Here is an 18,666-nt window from a genome sequence, read left to right as displayed (position 1 = left end):
CACGCGCGCGCGGCGCGCCCCGTCCGGGCAGCTGGCGCCCGAGCCTCCGCGAGGAGAGGGGCTCTGCCGGGCGATCGGCCGAGGTGTTCGCCCGGGTCACGGGAGATGGCGAGTCGAGACGTGAGGTATCCACGGAGATGTTGCGGTAACAACCTCCGTGCCAGGAGCCGGGAGAGGGAGACGGAGCAGGGAGACGGGAGAATCAGTGAAATCCAATCCGCTTCACGTCAGCTCGGGACAGGCCCCGCTCAACGCGCCGGCAGGAGGACGCGCGCGCCGCGGGCGAGCGTCACGGCGTCCACGTGGCCCATCAGCGGCCGCTCCGGCAGGACGACGTGGAAGTGCGTGTTCGACCCCATGTGCGTGAAGACGCCGTGGTGACGCTTCGAGAAGAAGCCCACCAGCGTCCCCTCGGCGGCGGCGAGCGTCCCGCTCACGGACGCCCGCGCGTGGTCCGCGTGCCCGCCGCCGGGGGCGAGCTTCCTCCCGTCGATCACGTGCCAGCTCAGGTCGCGGAAGCTCCCGTGCACCTGGACCGGGACGGCGCCCTCCGCGTCGAGGCCGCGCTCCCGCAGCAGCGCCTCGATGCGCGCGTCGAGCTGCCCGTCGGGCACGTCGGCGTCGAGCGTCGCCTCCTGCCAGCGCGCGACGTCGGCCACGACGAAGAGCGCCGCCTGCTCCTCCGCCCCGCCGCGGCGCACGTCGGCGGTCCCGTCGTCGCGCGGATACGACGTCCAGATCGCGTCGTCGACGACGGTCACCTCGCCGCGCAGCTCGCTGAGCGCGCCGATCCCGAACGCGTGCGGGCCCGGGACGACGTCGCCGATGCGCACGGCGGGCCCGGTCTGCCCCTCGTGCATGATCGCGCGGAGCGCGCCGAACGAGCGGACCGGCGCCGCGCCCGACGCGCCCGACGCTGTCGCGCCCGGCGCGGGCGCGGCGGGCTCGCTGGCGGGCTCGCTCGAGGGCGTGCACGAGGGGCTCGTGGCCATGAGAAGGGCGCCGGCAACGGCGCTACGTCGCGTCGCTCGCATGAGGTGGCTCCTCGGTCGCGCGCCGGAGCGCGCAGTTCAGGACGTGCAGCGCCCGCACCACGGCGGCGCGCTCCGCGCAGGGGATCGCGTCCAGGATCGACTGGAACCGCAGCAGGCTCTGCTCCTCCAGGCGCCCCGCCACGCGGCGCCCGGCCGCGGTGAGCCGCAGGCGACGGACCCGGCCGTCCTCCTCGCTGACGTCCTGCTCGACGCGGCCGTCGTCGCGGAGGCGCTGGATCAGCCGGGTGACGTTGCTCTTGTCGACGCCGAGCTCTCGCCGCAGGTCGCTCTGGGAGAGCTGCACGCCCGCCCGCTCGGCCTCCCCGAGGACCGCCAGCGCGTGGGCCTCGCGCGGCGCTACCCGGACGCCGCACGGCGTGCGCTCCTCGTCCAGGAGCCCGAACCCGCGCACGAAGGCGCGGACCTCGGAGCGGAGCTCTCGCGTGGTCACCGCCCGAGAGGAACATAGATCGTTGCGCATCGCAACCATTTCGCGAACACGCGCCTCCCCGCGCGCGGCGAACGCCACCACGCCGCGCGCGGGCGCCCGCGGCTATCCCTTGAAGCCCGGCGCCTTCTGCGTCCGCGCGAGCTCGTCGGGGTAGCGCTGGAACCACGCGGACAGCAGCAGCACCTCGTCGATCTCGCTCAGCGGCACCGGGGCGGCGGCGGGCTCCACGGGGCCGAACACCTCGGCGGCGAGCCGGTCGAGCGCGCGGCGCTCCTCGTCCGAGCGCGGCGCCGGGACCTCGGCGCGGACGCTGCCGCGCCGGACGAGGTACACCCTGTCGTCGCCCTCGTGGCCAGGGACCGTGTAGAGGAACGACAGCGACTCGAGCGCGAAGCGGAGCCGCTGGAGCTCGCCGCGCAGCGCCGTGAGGCGCTGGATCCGGTCGCGCAGGGCGGCGGCGCGCTCGAACTCGTCGCGCGCGCGGCAGGCCTCCATCTCGTCGCGGAAGCGGCTGATGGGGCCGTCGCTCCGGCCCTCGAGGAAGGCGCGGGCGAGCTCGACCCGGTCGCCGTACTCCCGCGACGAGCAGCCCGCGACGCACGGGCCGAGGCAGCGCTTGATCTCGTAGCGGATGCAGCCGGGCGTGCGGGGCGAGAGCGTGAAGAGCGTCCGCTGCTCGTTGAAGTGCATCGGCACGTCCTCGGCGCAGTCGCGCAGCCCGAGCGCGTTGGAGAGCGCGCGCACGGCCTCGCGGACGCGGCCCGCGCCCGTGAACGGGCCGTAGTAGAGCGCGCCAGGGTCGCGCGCGGGGCCGCGCACGACATGGAGCTTCGGCGCCGGCCCGCGCGTGACCTTGATGAAGGCATATCGCTTGAGATCGCGCTTCATGGCCACGTTGAAGCGCGGCCACAGCCGCCGGATGAGCCTGAGCTCGGCGAGCAGCGCCGCGAACTCGCTCGGGCAGTACTCCCACGCGACGTGGCTCGTCTGCCGGAGGATGCGCGCGCCCTTCTCCTCGGGATCGCAGCGGAAGTAACCGAGCAGCCGCGTGCGCACGCGCTTCGACTTCCCCACGTAGAGGACGGAGCCGTCCTCACCGAACATCCGGTAGACGCCGGGCCGGTTCTCGGCGCCCGCCCGCACGAAGCTGCGGAGCAGCGCGAGCCGCTCTTCATCTCCGGGTCTCTTCCGCGTCGGGAGCAGCGCCTCGCGCGACATCGCCCCATGTTCTTGCGAAGCCGCGGCGGCCGCGCAAGGTGGTCCGCGAGCGCGGTCGCCGCGAGGGCAGGCGAGCTCAGGAGATGTCGAGCGCGAGCCCGCCGGATTGGTAGTCGCCGCGCCGCGCGCCGCGTCTGCTCGCCCGCGAAGGGCTTGACAAACTGGCGCGCTTACTCCCTCCTACAGCTCGCTGAACCCGAGCACGACCCTCGACAAGAAGGAATCACCCCCATGAGAGCGTTCTGTTTCGCGGCGGCCTCCGTCGCCGTCATGATGTGCGGCTGTCAGGAGGGCGGCACGACCGGCAGCGCCGCCGGGACCGGCACCACCACCCCTGCGGCCGCTGCGCCCAAGGTGGGTGTCGCCATCTACAAATTCGACGACACCTTCATGTCGTACGTGCGAAGGACCATCGAGGAGAGCGCCAAGGGCAAGGTGGAGCTCAACGTCGTCGACAGCCAGAATCAGCAGCCCACCCAGAACGATCAGGTCGATCAGTTCCTCGTGCAGGGCTACAAGGCGCTGGCCATCAACCCGGTCGACCGCACCGCCGTCTCGGTGATCATCGACAAGGCCAAGGCCAAGAGCGTGCCTGTCGTCTTCTTCAACCGCGAGCCCACGAAGGAGGACATGGGCAAGTGGGACAAGATCTACTATGTCGGCGCCAGGGCCGAGCAGTCCGGCACGATGCAGGGTGAGATCCTGGTCGACTACTGGAAGGCCCACCCCGAGGCCGACCGGAACAAGGACGGCAAGATCCAGTACGTCATGCTGACCGGCGAGCCCGGGCACCAGGACGCGCTCCTCCGCACCGAGCACTCCATCAAGGCGATCACCGGCGCCGGGCTCCAGGCGGAGAAGCTCGCCGAGGACACGGCGATGTGGGAGCGCGTCAAGGGACAGGAGAAGACGGCCGCCTTCCTCGCCGCCCACGGCGACAAGATCGAGGCCGTCCTCGCCAACAACGACGACATGGCGCTCGGCGCCATCGAGGCGCTCAAGGCCGCGGGGTACTTCACCGGCAACAAGTTCATCCCGGTGGTCGGCGTCGACGCCACCCCGCCCGCCCTCGACGCGATATCCCAGGGCACGCTGCTCGGCACCGTGCTCAACGACGCGAAGAACCAGGGCAAGGCGACCTACGAGATCGCCCATGCGCTCGCCACGGGCGCCGAGGTCAAGACCACCGTCGCGCCGCTCGAAGGCAGGTCCGTCTGGGTCCCGTACCAGAAGGTCACCAAGGAAAACTACCAGCAGTTCAAGTAGGCTGAGCGCGACCGCCGCGCGAGGCGAGGCTGCCTGGCCGCGGGGAGGACGCCGCGCGCGCCCCCCGCGACAGGCCTTGTCGCCGCTCGGCCGACGCCCTCTCCTTCGAGAGCACAGGAGGCCATCATGGCCGGAAGTGGCGCCCCCGTCGTACCATCGTCGAGTCCTGCTCCGCTGGATGACCATGACCGGAGCTCCCCCCGGGAGGCCGGCTACGTCCTCGAGATGATCGGCATCTCGAAGCAGTTTCCAGGCGTGAAGGCCCTGGACTCGGTGAGCCTCAGGGTGCGCCCCGGCACCGTCCACGCGCTCATGGGGGAGAACGGAGCGGGCAAGTCGACGCTCATGAAGTGCCTGTTCGGCATGTACAGGCCGGACGCGGGCACGATCACGCTGGCCGGCAAGCAGGTCGCGTTCCAGTCGTCGCGCGACGCGCTCGACAGCGGGATCGCGATGATCCACCAGGAGCTCCAGCCGGTCCCGTACCGGAGCGTCATGGAGAACGTCTGGCTCGGGCGCTACCCCGTCCGCGGCTTCGGGCCGTTCAAGCTGGTCGACCACAAGAAGATGCTCGAGGACACGCGCGCGCTCTTCGAGGAGCTCCGCATGGACATCGACCCGACGACCTGGGTCGTGAACCTCTCGGTCTCGAAGCTCCAGTCGATGGAGATCGCCAAGGCGGTCTCCCAGCGCGCGAAGATCATCATCATGGATGAGCCGACCTCGTCGCTCACCGAGCACGAGGTGGAGCACCTCTTCGACATCATCGACAGGCTCCGGCGCGAGGGCGTGGCCGTCATCTACATCTCTCACAAGATGGAGGAGATCCTGAGGATCTCCGATGAGGTCACCATCATGCGGGACGGGCGGGGCGTGGGCACCTACCCGTCCTCCGAGCTGACGACGGCCCTCATCATCCAGCGCATGGTCGGCCGCGACATGACCCAGCGCTTCCCGCCGCGCGAGAACGAGCCGGGCGAGGTGGTGATGCGCGTCGAGGGGCTGACGTCGGCCGAGCCGAGGTCGTTCAAGGACGTGAGCTTCGACCTGCGGAAGGGGGAGATCCTCGGGGTGAGCGGGCTCGTGGGCGCCCAGCGCACCGAGCTGATGGAAGCGCTCTTCGGGCTGCGCCCGATCGCGAGGGGCCGTGTCTCCCTCGGCGGCAAGGAGACGCAGATCAAGAGCCCCATCAAGGCGATAGCGCGCGGGATGGCGCTCCTCACCGAGGAGCGGCGCGCCACGGGCATCTTCCCGATGCTCGACGTGTCCGACAACACGCTCTCGGCGAGCTGGCGCAAGTACACGCGGGCGACTGGCCTGCTCGACCGCCGCCGCGCCGAGAAGGACGTGGAGCGGCTCGTGGAGGCGCTGCGGGTCAAGACGCCGAGCACGCGCGCCTTCATCCAGGACCTGTCGGGCGGCAACCAGCAGAAGGTCATCGTCGCGCGCTGGCTCCTCACGAGCCCCGACATCCTGATCCTCGACGAGCCGACCCGCGGGGTCGACGTGGGCGCGAAGTACGAGATCTACTCGATCATCGCGGACCTCGCGAAGCGGGGGAGGAGCATCGTCATGATCTCCTCGGAGCTCCCCGAGGTCCTCGGCATGTCCGACCGCATCATGGTCATGTGCGAGGGGCGGGTCACGGGCATCCTCCCGGGCACGAGCGCCACCCAGGAAGAGATCATGGCGCTGTCCACGCAGTTCATGTGAGCAACTCTCGCGTAGAGGAATTCATCCCATGGCAAGCAAGAGCGCTGGCGACGCCGCCCCGAGCCGCCTGACGGCCATCAAGGAGTTCGCCAGCAGGCAGGCGATCTCCCTGGTCCTCCTCGCGCTGGTCATCGTGATCGGCGTCATGCGGCCGAGCTTCCTCAGCGTGGCCAACCTCATCAACATCCTCATGATTTCGTCGGTCCGCGCGCTCATCGCGCTCGGCGAGGGGGGGATCTTGATCACGCGCGGCACCGACCTCTCGGCCGGCCGCACCGTGGGGCTCGCCGCGGTCATCGCGGCCTCGCTGCTCCAGCGGCCCGACTACGCGAGCCGGATGTACCCGCACCTCGCCAGCCAGCCGGTGCTCCTGTGCGTCGTCGCGGCCGTCAGCGTCGGCGCCGCGGTCGGGCTCATCAACGGGGCGGTCGTGGCGTTCCTCAACGTGCCGCCGTTCATCGCCACCCTGGGCACGATGATCATGGTCTACGGCGCCGCGTCGCTGTACGTCGACCGGCCGCCGCTCGGCGCGCAGCCGATCGGCGGGCTGCGGGACGACTTCACCAGCATCGGCACGGGCGCGATCCGCTTCGGCGGCGACTGGGCGCTGCCCTACCTCGTCATCATCGCGGCGGTGATCACGCTCATCGTCTGGGTGCTCCTCAACCAGACCCGCCTCGGCAAGAACATCTACGCCATCGGGTCGAACCGCGACGCGGCGGTCGTCTCGGGCGTCGACGTGCCGAAGACGCTCCTGCTCGTCTACCTCATGGCCGGCGCCCTCTACGGCCTCGCCGGCGCGCTCCTCGCCGCGCGCACGGGCGGCGCCACCAACAACTACGGCCTGATGTACGAGCTCGACGCCATCGCGGCCTGCGTCATCGGCGGCGTCTCGACCTCGGGCGGCATCGGGACCGTCGGCGGCGTCCTCACCGGGGTGCTCATCTTCGAGGTCCTCAACAACGGCCTCGTCGTCCTCGGGGTGTCGGCTTACTGGCAGCAGATCATCAAGGGCATCATCATCGTGGCGGCCGTCTCCGTCGACATCCGCAAGTACCTGCGCAAGCGCTGAGGCGCAGCGCTCGGTCATCGTGGTGGCGTGGTGGTGGCGCGGTGGTGGGCCGCCGGGAGACGCCGCGCAGGCTGTCCGAGGTGGTCAGTGCTCGTCCGGCGTCCTGATCGCGCGCACGAGCTTCTGCGCGCTCGCCATGCTGGAGACGACGCTGTGGTGCTGGACGGCCTTCTCGACCGCCGCCATGAGCCCCGACACGTCGCCGTTCTTGTCGAAATAGCCGAACGCCTTGTGGGTCGAGAGCAGGTCTTGCTTCTCGAGGATGTCCTGGAACGCGGTATAGAAGATGATCGGCACCTTCGGGTACAGCGCCTTGATCTTCAGGTAGGCCGTGAGCCCGTCGATGCCCGGCATGCGGATGTCCAGGATGACCAGGCTGGTCATCTCCGTCACGCCGGCGATGCCCTCCTGAGCGCTCTCGTACAGGCGCACGTCGTAGTCGCGCCGCAGCGTGAACGCGAGCGCAGACCGCATGCGCGGGTCGTCGTCGATCACGACCACGATCGGCCGCTCCTTCGGGGTCTCCTCCGGCGCCTCGTCCGAGGTCGCGCGAAAGCGCCTGGTGAATTTCGCTGACGTCATCTTGGCGCCTCCTCTCAATTCTCCGCGAGGTTGAGCTCGATGCGGCTGTGGGGGGTGCCGGCCGGCTGCGGCTGTCCGCGCGGCACGGCGCGGGGGAGCCGGACGATGAACGTCGTGCCGCGCTCCGCGTCGCTCTCGACGGCGATCGTCCCGCCGTACATCGCGACGATGCGGGAGACGAAGCTGAGCCCCAGGCCAACGCCGGTCGTCGGCTTCGTCGAGAAGAACGGCTGGAAGACCTTCGAGAGGTTGTCGGGGGAGATCCCGTCCGCATTGTCGCTGACGGTGAGGACCTGGACCTCCCCCTCGTCGACCGTCGCGATCCGCACCCGCCGGCCGCGGGCAGCGTCGACAAGGAGCAGCGCGTCGCGCGCGTTCAGGACGATGTTGTTCACGATGGAGTCGAAGTGCGACTCGTACCCGACGACCGCCGAGCCGCCCCGGAGATCGAGCTCGACCGATACGCCCTGGCGCGCGAACTCGTCGCGGTGCCGCGCCGCGACCGACTCGACGACGCGGCGGAGGCTCACGGCCTCGTTGCCGGCGAGCGCGACGCCGAGCTTCGAGTACTCCAGGATGCTGTTCGTCACGCTCAGCGCGCGCGCCGTGCAGTCGCCCACCATGCAGAGCACGTTGTCCAGCGTCTCCTCGGCCCCCTCGAGGTCGCCCAGCCGGACGAGGACCGCCTCGAGCTTGCCGTCGGGGATGTCGTCCTTGAGCAGGTCGAAGAGCTCACCCAGCCGGGCTGCGTTCTTCGCGCACAGCGTCTCGCCGCCCTGGGCCACGGTCCCGAGCACCATCGCGGCCCCGGAGAGGGCGTTGCGCATCTCGTGCGCGAAGCCGCCCGCCATCTGGTTCTCGACCGCCTCCCGCTCCAGCCGGACGATCGTCGCGTGCGCCGCCTCGAGCTCCGCCGTGCGCTCGCGGACCTTCTGCTCCACGCCCGTGTAGAGCCTCGCGTTCTCGATGGATATCGCCATCTGCGAGGACAGCACCGTGAGCAGCTCGAGCCGCTCCCGGGTGAACGTCCCGGTGGCCGTGTTGTTCTCGAGGTAGATGGCCCCGTAAAGGTCGTTGTGGTGGACGATGGGCGTGCACAGCACCGACCTCGGGCGGCGCTGGGCGACGTAGTCGTCGCGCTGGAACTGCCGGTCCGTCGAGGCGTCGGCGAGGACGACGCTCTGGCCCGTCCGCGCGACATACTGCACGATCCCGGCCGACACGAGCGGGCGCGCCCGCGCCGCGACCTCGTCCAGGGACAGCCCCGGGAACCTCGCGTCGTCGCGGCCGTCCGTCCAGTCGACCTCGACCTCGACCCGCAGGCCGTCGCTGTCGCGGAGCACGAGGCAGCCGCGCTGGGCGCCGGCGTTTTCCATGGCGACCGACATGAGCTTGGTGAGGAGCCGGTCGAGCACGATCTCCCCGGAGATCGCCTGCGCCGCCTTCAAGACGGTCCTCAGGTCCAGGCGGGATGTGCCGAGCGAGGCCGTCGTGACGAACGTCCGCGAGGACGGGACCTCCGGTGATCGCTGCGAGAGCGCCTCGCGCGCCGCGAGCTGCGGATACCGCTCCTCCAGGTCCTGCGCCTTGCGCACGGCGCCCCAGAGGTTGTAATGATAGCACGCGTCCGAGAGGTACACGCGCGCGAGCTTCTCCTTCCCCTGCGCGAGCCAGAACCGCCCCGCCAGCTCGCAGGCCACCGCGGCCTCGTTCACGTAGTCGTGCTCCGACGCGGAGGCGATGGCGCGGTCGTACAGGTCGAGGGCCTCGGCCGACCGTCCGTCGAGCCGCGCGAGCTCGGCCTCCACCAGCAGGTACCTGTGCAGGAAGTTGCTGGCGCACGTCTCGGAGAGCGCCCTGAGCTTCGCCTGGTTCTCCGCCAGCTTGGCGCGATAGCGCTCCTTCTCTTCCGGCGAGGCCGCCGGGTAGAGCGCGGTCATGGCGAGCGAGTAATAGAAGGTGTGCATCGGCGTGAACACCTTGCCCGTGCTGGCGCCGAGGGTCGGCTCCGTCTCGGCAGCGTGCTTGTAGGCGAGCTCGTATTCGCCGAAGACGAAGTAGAGCATGGCCTGCGCCGTATGGATGTAGTTGACGGTGTTGAAGTTCTTCGTCGCGTACAGGCCGGGGAGCACGCGCTCGGCGTCGAAGAACTCCCCCTCGATCTTCGCCGCGTGCTGGGACCTGCCGGTGAGGTTCCGGATGGCCTGCCGCCACACGCTGAGCTGGTTGATGACCTGCTCTTGCTTGAACCGGAAGACCTCCTCGATGTGCCGCTCGAACATCGACTCGAGCTCCAGGAGGTTCTGCCCGGAGACGGCGCCGCAGACGAAGCCGTTGATCAGGCAGTACGCGGCGCTCTCGGCGTCGCCGTTCTCGGCGTAGCTCAGGTACCCCTCGAGGAGCGGCGCCTGGCTCTCGCGCGCCGGACGGTAGAAATGCCGCGAGAGCCCGTAATAGAAGTTGTAGACGCTCGCCTTGTAGAGCGGCTCGTCCCGGCGCCGGTGCGCCTCGATCGCCAGCTCGCCGAACTGGGTCCCCGCCTTGATGTCGCCGACGCCGGCGTTGACGAGGACGCTGAACGCCGCGAACGCGTAGGACGAGAGCGGCGACTCGCCGTGATCCATCGTCAGGCCGAGCGCGCGGCAGATGAAGAGCCCGAGCATCTCCGGCGCGGCGAAGTAGGACGCGTGGATCGCGCGCCGCAGGATCACGAGCGCCGCCTGCTTCGCGGCGTCCGTCATCGGAGGGAGCCGGCCGAGGCGCCCCTGGCCGAGCTCGGCGACCTGCTTCGTCGTCCGCGTGTAAGCGTCGAGGAACTCCTGCGTCCCGGGGCTCGCGGGGAACGTCTCTCCGAGCTGAGCGAGCGCCTCCACGGCGATGTCCACGGCCTTCCGGAACTCCGCCTGGGTGTGGTGATAGAGGATCAGGAGCTCGTAGAGCTTGCTCCTGCTGATGACGTCGTGGATCTCGCACAGGGCCGCGTCCACGAGCTCCTTCATGGCGCCCCAGTCGGCGTTCATGCACGCCGCCTCGGCGGCGCCGACGTGGAGCGCGCTCGTCAGCGCGTGATCGCCCTGCCACGCGCCCTCGGGCAGGAGCGAGAGGCCGCTGGCGAAGTAGCCGCGCGCGGCGTCGAAGGCGGCGGAGAGCAGCGCGCGCCGGCCCGCGAGCAGGTTCAGCTCCGCGAGGCCCCTGCGCTCGGCGGCGTCGCGCAGCAGGTCGGCGCCGCGGTTCAGGTGGTAGACGATGTCGAAGACCTTCTCCTCGGGGTCGCGGCCGCCGAGGCTCCGCAGGAGCAGCCGACCTATATCGGCGTGGAGGCCGCTGCGCTCGTCCTCCTCGATCATGGCGTATGCGGCCTGCTGGACGCGATCGTGCAGGAACCTGTAGTCCGGGAACACGAGCGGCGCGGCGAGATCGTCGGGCGCCGCGGGCTCCATCGGGGACAGCGGGACGATGAGGCCCTCGTGCAGCGCGGGCAGGAGGTGCCGGTAGGTCTCGCCGCGCGTCTCCTCGCGGATGACGGCGAGCCTGCCCAGGTCGAAGCGGTTGCCGAGGCACGACGCCGACATGAGCGCCCGCTGCGTGTCGCCGGGGAGGCCTCGGAGCTTGCCGATCATCAGGTCGACGACGTTGTCGGTGATGTTCCTGGACTCGATGTACGCGACATCCCACGTCCACGCCGCGCTGCCGGCGTCGTACCGCAGGCACCCGGTCTGGTGCAGCGTGCGGAGGAACTCGTTGACGAAGAACGGGTTGCCGCCGGTCTTGCGCGCGACGAGCGCGGCGAGCGGCGTGACCGCCGCGGCCTCGGCGCGCAGGGCGTCCGCGAGCATCCGACAGACCATCTCGGTGCTGAGCGGCCCCGGAGCGATCTCGCGCACGACCGCCCCCTCCCGTCGCAGCGCGGCGAGCGCGGCCGACAGCGGGTGAGCGGCCCCGACCTCGTTGTCTCGGTAGGCGCCGATCACGAGCAGGCCGCGCAGCTCGGCGTCCGTCATCAGGAGCTCGATGACCCGGAGCGACGCCGCGTCGGCCCACTGCAGGTCGTCGAGGAAGACGGCCAGCGGGCGCTCGGCGTCGGCGAACACGCGGACGAAGTTCCGCAGGACGCGCACGAAGCGGTTCTGGGACTCGGCGGGCCCGAGCGCCTGGACGGGCGGCTGCGGGCCCACGACGAGCTCGATCTCCGGGATCACGTCGACGAGGACCTGCCCGTTCACCCCGAGCGCCGCCTCGATCTTCGAGCGCCACAGCGCGAACTGCGGCTCGGGCTCGGCGACGATCTGCCGGACGAGGTCGCGGAAGGCGCTGGTGAGCGCGCTGTACGGCGTGCTCCGCTGGAGCTGGTCGTACTTGCCGGCGACGAAGTACCCGCGCACCTCGGTGATGGGCTTGTACAGCTCGTGCGCCAGCGCCGACTTGCCGACCCCCGAGTACCCGGCGATGAGCATCAGCTCGGTGCCGCCCCGCGCGACGCGGTCGAACGCCTCGAGCAGCGCCTGCACCTCGCGCTGGCGTCCGTAGAGCTGCTGCGGGATCCGGAGCTCGCCGGAGGCGTCGGCGCGCCCCAGCGGGAAGGAGGAGACCTCGCCCGCGGTCCCGAGGCGCCTCTGGCACGCCTCGAGATCGTGGAGGAGGCCGGCCGTGCTCTGGTAACGGTCCTCGGCCGTCTTCGCCATGAGCCTCATCACGAGGTCCGACAGGGCCTCCGGCACGCTCGGGCATTGCGCGCGCGGCGGGGTGGGATCGCGCGCGATATGGCAGTGCACGAGCTCCATGGCGTCCTTCGCGCCGAACGGCGGCACGCCCGTGAGGAGCTCGTAGAAGGTGGCCCCGAGCGAGTAGAGGTCGGTGCGATGGTCGAGAGACCGGTTCATCCGACCGGTCTGCTCGGGAGAGATGTAGGCGAGCGTCCCCTCGATCACCGCGGGGCTCTTGATCGACAGCTCTTCCCGCGAGAGCCGCGTCGAGATGCCGAAGTCGATGATCTTGATCGTTCCCGTCTCGCGGTTGAAAACGATGTTGGACGGATTGATGTCCTTGTGTATAATTCTGCCCTCATGCACATCGTGGAGGGCGCGCGTGGTGCCGATCGCAAGCCGGAGGAAGTCGGCGGCGTCGAACCGGCCGCTTTGCGCGAGGTGGTGCGCCAGCGAGTGGCCGCCGAAGTCCTCGAGGACGAGGAGGAGCCCTCTCTCGTGTCTGCACAGGTCGAGCGCCCGGACGACGCCCGGCGCATCCAGGCCGCGGAGCACCGCGTGCTCATGCCTGTAGCGCGTGAGCTCCGCCTGGCTGGGATAGTCTGAGCGCAATAGCTTGAGGACGACGGAGCGCCCGTCGCCGGCGCTCCGGCCTCGGTAGACGAGCGAGTTGCCGCTCTCGTAGATCTTGGCGGTCGCTTCGTATCCGGAGATCGTCAGCATCACTCCCCTTGACTGACGTGGCCGTGCTCCGGTGCTGCTCGATGCGGTCGAGCCCCGGAGCACGGCGGTGGCCGGCGGTGTGTCCGGGATGATACCACGAAGACACTTCGCCGCTTGATGAGTCTCGCTGCCGGGGGGCGTGATGTGCGCTGGAGACAACCACACCCCGCAGGGGAGGGGCGAAGTGGGTGAACCTGCGCGCCTGGCGCCTTCTGCGACGCCGCTCGAGCGAGGGCCCAGATACAGTCGTTGTGTCACGGCGCTCCGGCGGAGCATCGCCTCCCATGCCTCCCCGGACGCGAGCGCGAAGGGGGATGTGATCGAGCATTCATGCTCATCATGGAACGCTTGCGTTGCAAAGCGTCCGGGAAGTAGCTTGATGCCATGTCGACACGAGCGTGCGAGTCGCACGTTCGGCGTCGTCTCGTCGCGCGTCGTGACGGCCGCTCTGGCAAGCTCTGTATGCACCACGCACCGGATCTCTTCGCGGCATTGCAGCAGATCGTGCGGCGGGCCATGGCGATCGCTCCTCGGTCGCCGCGCGGTAGCCTGCTGCTCTGCGAGGGGCCCCGCCTCGTCTACAGGGCGCTCGAGGGCTTCGACTCGCCCTCTCGACGCACGCTGAGCCTTCCTGTCGATGCGGGGCTCGCCAGCGAGCGAGACCCGTGCGCTCCGAGCGCGGCGCCCGAGGCGGCGCGCGGAATGTGCGTCGTCAGTGCACATGCGTGGTATGGAGAGCACCTGCCTCCCGCGGTCGCGCCCGGGAGCGCCGCGCCCGCCGGCGCTGGTGTGCTTGTCGCGCCCATCCAGCTACGCGGGGCGCCGGTCGGCTACCTCGCCCTGGAGCAGGCCACCCTGGAGCCGCCGAGCGACGAGCGCCGCGCGATGATCGAGGTGTTCCTGGAGACCGCCGGCGCGGCGCTCGAGCGGAACAGGCTCTATGACGAGAAGGCGAGATCCGCGCAGGAGATCCGCCTGCTCGAGCAGGTGCTGAGCGTGGTGGGCACGACGGTCAGGCCGCACAACCTCATCGAGACGCTCGCCCAGGGCATCAAGAGCGTGCAGATCGACCCGCAGTGGTCCTCGGTGGAGCTGTGGCTGCTCGAGGAGGCGAGCCGCGAGGGCGACGCGGCCCCCGCCGCCCTCGCCGCCACGGCCCGAGACGCGCTGGAGGCGCGCATGTACCGGGCGCCGGCGGCGACCCCCACGACGTACTTCCACAGCCTGCGCGACGGCGCCGTCGACGCCGCGAGCAGCCTGGGGATCATCATCGACTTCCGGGTCGGCCCCGGTCACGGCGAGGGCTGCCAGCGGGAGATCCTCGACGACGGCATCCGTCGGGGCGTCGACGGCATCATCATCGCTCCCGGCGCGCCCGAGGCCGCCGAGGACGCGTTCCGGCGGGCGGCGGCGGCGGGGATCCCCGTGATCGTGGTCGACACGCCGCCGGTCCCGGGCAGCCGCGCGCCGCTCTACATCGGCACGGACAACGTGGCGGCGGGCAGGCTGGCGGGCGAGATGATGAGGCGGCTGCTCCCCGGCGGCGGGCTCGTCGCGCCGCAGCGGCCCACGCAGGACGCGATCAACACCCGCGAGCGCGTCGAGGGCTTCTGCGCGGCGCTCTCGGGGTCGAACATCGCCGTGCTGCCGCCCGACGAGGGCTGCGGCTACGATCAGGCGCGCGCGACGGAGTACGCCCGGCGGGCGCTCGGGGAGCGGCCGGACCTCGCCGGCGCCTTCGGGGTCGCGGGCGTGAACGGGCCGGCCTGGGGCCGCGCCGCGCGGGAGCTCGGCAGGGCGGGAGATCTCAAGATCGTCGGGTTCGATCTCGCCGACGCCACGGTCGCCCTGCTCCGGCGGGGCGTGATCCACGCGACGGTCGTCCAGCGCGAGTACGACATGGGCCGTCGCGCCACCGAGATCATCCACGGGATGATCACCCGGGGCGTCGAGCCCACGCTCGCGGAGCTGCCGGCCTCGCGGATCCTCCACACGGGCGTCGACTGCGTCACCCTCGAGCACACGCCGTGGTCCACGACGCTGAGCGATCATCTGGCGCTCGACACGGCCCGCCGGGTCGCGAGCCGGCGGGTCGACCGGGCCCCGGCCGGCGCCCGGCCGGTCGAGGTGCTGCTGATCGGCGTCTCGGCGCGCGAGGAGGCCGTCGTCGAGGAGCGCGCCTCGCTGTCGCCGCGCTCGCTGCTCGCCCGGGTGATCGCCGCGGACCGCCCGCTGGTGATCGACCCGGCCGAGCACGGCGGGCCCGAGGACGCCGCCCTGTCCCGCGGCCACGCCGGCGCGCGCACGCTGGTCGGCGTGCCCTTGCGAGCCCGGGGCAGCGTCGTCGGCGCCATCGTCCTGAGCAGCCAGCGCAGCGGCGCCTGCGTGGGCGAGGACCTGTGCTTCCTCGAGCGCGTCGCCGGCACCGCGGCGGTCGCCATCGAGAACGCCCGTCTGTTCGGCCGGATCTCGGAGCGGACCGACGCGCTGGAGCGGGCCAACCGGCAGCAGGAGTCGATGCTCCGCACGATCAACGAGCTGTCGAGCCCCGTGGTGCCGATCGCCGACGGCATCCTCGTGATGCCCGTGGTGGGCACCATGGACGCCCAGCGCTCCAGCCGCTTCATCGAGTCGCTGCTGAGGGAGATCGACGAGCACGACGCGCGGGTCGTGCTGATCGACGTCACCGGGATGGCGGTGATGGACGCCGAGGCGGCGAACCAGCTCGTCCGCGCGGCGCAGGCGGCGGCGCTGCTCGGCGCCGAGGCGGTGCTCGTCGGCGTGACCGGGAGCGCGGCGCGGATGATGGTCGCGGAGGGCGTGGACGTCGGCGCGATGACCACGCACGTCGACCTGGCGCGCGGCGTCCGCTACGCGCTGGCGAAGACCGGGGGCCGCATCGTGTACCAGGGCTGAGCGCGCCGGCGGCGTGCGGGCGCGGGGCGGGCGCGCCGGCGGCGCACCCGCGGCGGGACGCGCCGATCGCGCGAGCGGCGGTCCGCCCGGCGCCGCTCTCCCTCGCTCGACGCGGCCGATCCCGGCTCATCGGCTCGGCGTTCCTGCCTCGTCGCGCGCCGGGCCCGGCGCGACGCGTGAGCCGGGCCGCCGTCACACGATCCGGCGGAGCGCTTCCTTCACGGTGCCCAGCGTCGTCACCGCGGTGAGCTCGCCCGACGTCGCCAGGGCGTGGGCTACCCCGCGCTGGATCCCGGTGAAGATCACCCGGGCGCCGAGGAGCCGCACCGCGCTGCTCATCCGGACGAGGTGGTTCACCGTCGCCGCGTCGGCGGTGGCGAGCCCGGTGAGATCGACGATGGCATAGGCCGGCCCCGACGAGGCGACCTCCTCGAGGAGGCGCTCCATCATGCTGGCCGCGCGCGCGCTGTCGACCGAGCCGATGATCGGGAGCACCAGCACCCCCTCCCAGACCCGGATGATCGGCGTGGACATGGCCTGCATCTCCGCGCCTTGCTGCCGCACGAGCTCGAGCTGCGCGCGCAGCTCCTCCTCGACCTCCTGCGAGCTCCGCTTCTGGAAGTGCTCCAGCGTCGCGAGCCGCCCCTCGTACTCCTCGGCCGCGGACGCCGCCTCCTTGAGCTCCCGCTTCAGCTTGCGGACCTCGTTCTCGAGCCCGCGGATGGCGCGCGCCGCCTCCCTGTGCCTGTCGGCGAGCAGGCGCACGAGCGGCGTCGCCTCCTCCGCGGCGAGCCGGGGGCAGCCGTCGCACGTCGTGAGCCTGTCCAGGAAGGTGGCGAGCGGTACCGGCGGCGCGCCCTCGGCGCGCTCGAGCGGGCAGTGTTCACAGGGCATGATCAGGCTCGCAGCAGCGCGACGGTGAACGTCACCTCGTGGTAAAGCGACAGCCCGTCGACGGGGCAGATCTCGCCGTAGGTGAAGAAGCCTATCTTGGGCACGGCCGGCCCGAGCCGGCGGAAGAGCGCCTGGACGTCTTGCCGGTACCGCCAGCCGAGCACCTGCTTCCTCGCCGCGCAGTTGAAGAAGAGCGCGAGGGAGGGGTCGGGCATCGCGTCGCACGCGAGCCCGCCCGCGGCGCTGCTCGCGTTGATGACGTCCTCCTTGGTGGCCCGCATCATGCGCACCTGGGCTCCTTCGGCGACCTCCGCCCCGAGGAACAGCGCCCCGCGCTCCCGGTCCACTCCCCGGATGGTGCGGCAGACGACGATCTGGTCCTCCCGCATCGCGTCGGCGCCGCGCGCCGACCCGCTGATGACGCCGAGGGGGAACTCGATGCTCACGCCGGGCATCTCCCTGGCGCGCTCGCCGAGGTACTCCTCGTACAGGCCGAGCGCGGGCCGCCCGTCGAGCTCCAGGACGGTGGTGCCGTTCTCGACCCGGGTGCAGGTGCGCGGCGTGCCCGCCGGCGTCCAGCCGCTGCGGGCGCGGGTCACGAGCTCGACCCGGCCTCTCAGCCCGATCCCGACCGCGGCGCCCGAGAGCGCCTCCCGGTCGTGGAACTGGATCGTGCTTGTCGTGTCATCGCTCGCGGCGGCCAGCCCGCCGATGACCGGGAAGCCCTGGCCCAGGATCGACAGGACCCCCTGGAGGAGCTGCGTCGCGTTGGTCTGGAGCCCGTCCGGGAAGAGGAGCAGCAGCGCCGGGTCGAACGCCCGCACCTGCGCCCCGAGCGCCCTGCCGGCCTCGAGGCTGTCCGCGCCGACGCCCTCGACCTTGAAGGTCCTGAACTCCACGTCTTGCGAGCAGAGCCCCATCGCGGTGATCGAGCCGCTCAGCACCTCTTCGCTGTTGATCTCGCCGGCGGCCGAGCACCCGGCGAGCTGGGTGCCCGCCGGGAGCCGGCTCCACAGCCCCTCGAGCACCTGCTTGCCGTCGAGGCCGGCGGGGACGAAGAGGATGACCAGATCGGGAGAGCGCCGCAGCCGATCGAGGAGCTCCAGGGCGGCCAGCCTGCCTGCCTCCCGGGCGTCATCGTGTACGATGGATACGGTGGTCGCTTCGATCATGCCTGTTCCGCCTCGGAGCCGACCACGGTAGCGCTCCTCGCGAATCCGACGCAAGCGACATCGCATGACGCAAGAGGTGTATCGTGGGTAGCAGGCGAGCCCACGATCGCCGCTGATCACGCAAAGCGAGATGGGCTGTGGGGAACGCGGCCACGGGCGCGTCGCCTCGTCTCGTATCGTCTGCTCTGCGTGCTCTGCGTGCTCTGCGTGCTCTGCGTGCGCGCGCTCCGGTGCGGCGCGCGCGCCGCCCTGGCGCGCGCCGCCGCGCCGCGGAGGCGGCTCAGGCGGCGCCCTCGGCCGGCCTGAGCTTGCCCTGCGCGTCGCTGGCGCCCTGCGCGGCGCCCGCATCGACGCGGGCGCGGAGCATCGGGCGGAACGCCGCGCGGTAGACGAAGGCGAGGTAGATCTCGAGGGCGAGGATGAGCCACGCGACCGGGTTGCCCGGCGCGAGGAAGGTGTGGAAGGCAACGATGTTCACGATGATGGGCGCGAGGAGCGCCAGCGCGAGCGGGACATAGCGGTTCGAGAGCAGGAGCGCGCCGGCGACGACCTCGGTCCCCTTGATCAGCGGGAACATGTACCCGGTCGCGGCGAGCGCGCCCGCGAAGCTGGCGGCGGCCTCCGGCGCCGGCGGGTGCGGCAGGAAGTTCAGGAACCCGTTGAGCCCGAAGACGAAGAACACGAGCCCTTGAAGCGTGCGGGCGGCGGCGGGGGCAATACGTTTGACGTTGATCATGACAGCCTCGCTGGGTGAGGCGGGCTCGCGCGGCCCTCTTCGCCGCCGCGCCCGCCACCTCTGTATGGGCGCGGGCGAGCGTCGGTGCTATTGTGCAACGGTTCAACGCAGCGTTGCGCGCTGGCAACCTGACCGGCGCAGCCTGGCGCGATCGACCGACCCCAGCCACCCCCAGCCCCGTCGAGG

General features: G+C 71.1%; 12 protein-coding genes. 4 read left to right on the top strand and 8 right to left on the bottom strand.

All coding sequences use genetic code 11. The features are described 5' to 3' along the window. Nucleotides 1-248 precede the first annotated feature (248 nt). The 3 genes from WME89_RS35255 to WME89_RS35245 all read right to left on the bottom strand — a co-directional run bounded on the left by WME89_RS35255 (nucleotide 249) and on the right by WME89_RS35245 (nucleotide 2,703). Nucleotides 249-992, bottom strand: coding sequence for an acetolactate decarboxylase (locus WME89_RS35255; RefSeq protein ID WP_438004031.1), 744 nt, complete (start codon nucleotides 990-992; stop codon nucleotides 249-251). 22 nt (nucleotides 993-1,014) lie between these two features. After that, entirely contained in the window at nucleotides 1,015-1,485 is a 471-nt protein-coding gene (locus WME89_RS35250) for a MarR family winged helix-turn-helix transcriptional regulator (protein ID WP_438004030.1), read from the bottom strand. A gap of 102 nt (nucleotides 1,486-1,587) precedes the next feature. Further along, nucleotides 1,588-2,703, bottom strand: coding sequence for a GIY-YIG nuclease family protein (locus tag WME89_RS35245; RefSeq protein WP_438004029.1), 1,116 nt, complete (start codon nucleotides 2,701-2,703; stop codon nucleotides 1,588-1,590). A 231-nt stretch (nucleotides 2,704-2,934) separates the two neighbouring features. Here WME89_RS35245 and WME89_RS35240 point away from each other — a divergent pair, with 231 nt between their 5' ends. From WME89_RS35240 to mglC, 3 genes are all read left to right on the top strand, one after another. Further along, on the top strand, nucleotides 2,935-3,969 hold the full coding sequence (locus tag WME89_RS35240) for a galactose ABC transporter substrate-binding protein (protein WP_438004028.1): 1,035 nt from the start codon (nucleotides 2,935-2,937) through the stop codon (nucleotides 3,967-3,969). Nucleotides 3,970-4,194: 225 nt separating this feature from the next. Beyond that, complete coding sequence (locus WME89_RS35235) at nucleotides 4,195-5,682, top strand: sugar ABC transporter ATP-binding protein (protein ID WP_438012012.1); 1,488 nt, start codon at nucleotides 4,195-4,197, stop codon at nucleotides 5,680-5,682. A gap of 28 nt (nucleotides 5,683-5,710) precedes the next feature. Continuing rightward, nucleotides 5,711-6,754, top strand: coding sequence for a galactose/methyl galactoside ABC transporter permease MglC (mglC, locus tag WME89_RS35230; RefSeq protein WP_438004027.1), 1,044 nt, complete (start codon nucleotides 5,711-5,713; stop codon nucleotides 6,752-6,754). A gap of 84 nt (nucleotides 6,755-6,838) precedes the next feature. Here mglC and WME89_RS35225 read toward each other — a convergent pair whose 3' ends face one another. Together WME89_RS35225 and WME89_RS35220 are read right to left on the bottom strand one after the other, a co-directional pair. Further along, the gene (locus WME89_RS35225; RefSeq protein WP_438004026.1) at nucleotides 6,839-7,336 is read right to left on the bottom strand and encodes a response regulator; all 498 of its coding nucleotides are present in this window, start codon (nucleotides 7,334-7,336) and stop codon (nucleotides 6,839-6,841) included. Nucleotides 7,337-7,350: 14 nt separating this feature from the next. Next, nucleotides 7,351-12,762 (bottom strand): trifunctional serine/threonine-protein kinase/ATP-binding protein/sensor histidine kinase, encoded by a 5,412-nt coding sequence (locus tag WME89_RS35220; protein ID WP_438004025.1) that lies wholly within the window; start codon nucleotides 12,760-12,762, stop codon nucleotides 7,351-7,353. A 462-nt stretch (nucleotides 12,763-13,224) separates the two neighbouring features. On the opposite strand from WME89_RS35220, the gene WME89_RS35215 reads away from it, so the two are divergent. After that, nucleotides 13,225-15,678, top strand: a complete 2,454-nt coding sequence (locus WME89_RS35215; RefSeq protein WP_438004024.1) for a substrate-binding domain-containing protein — start codon at nucleotides 13,225-13,227, stop codon at nucleotides 15,676-15,678. Nucleotides 15,679-15,870: 192 nt separating this feature from the next. Here WME89_RS35215 and WME89_RS35210 read toward each other — a convergent pair whose 3' ends face one another. The 3 genes from WME89_RS35210 to WME89_RS35200 form a co-directional block, all read right to left on the bottom strand. After that, nucleotides 15,871-16,572 carry an STAS domain-containing protein gene (locus WME89_RS35210; RefSeq protein ID WP_438004023.1) on the bottom strand — a complete coding sequence of 234 codons (702 nt, stop codon included), beginning with the start codon at nucleotides 16,570-16,572 and terminating at the stop codon, nucleotides 15,871-15,873. A 2-nt stretch (nucleotides 16,573-16,574) separates the two neighbouring features. Continuing rightward, nucleotides 16,575-17,744, bottom strand: coding sequence for an FIST signal transduction protein (locus tag WME89_RS35205; protein ID WP_438004022.1), 1,170 nt, complete (start codon nucleotides 17,742-17,744; stop codon nucleotides 16,575-16,577). 280 nt (nucleotides 17,745-18,024) lie between these two features. Further along, nucleotides 18,025-18,480: a DoxX family protein gene (locus WME89_RS35200; protein WP_438004021.1), complete on the bottom strand. Its 456-nt coding sequence runs from the start codon at nucleotides 18,478-18,480 to the stop codon at nucleotides 18,025-18,027. Nucleotides 18,481-18,666: the final 186 nt, after the last annotated feature.

The organism is Sorangium sp. So ce321 (assembly GCF_051530195.1).
GTDB lineage: Bacteria > Myxococcota_A > Polyangia > Polyangiales > Polyangiaceae > Sorangium.
Note: the sequence above shows the minus strand (reverse complement) of the source record. Positions and strands in the feature narration are given on the sequence as shown.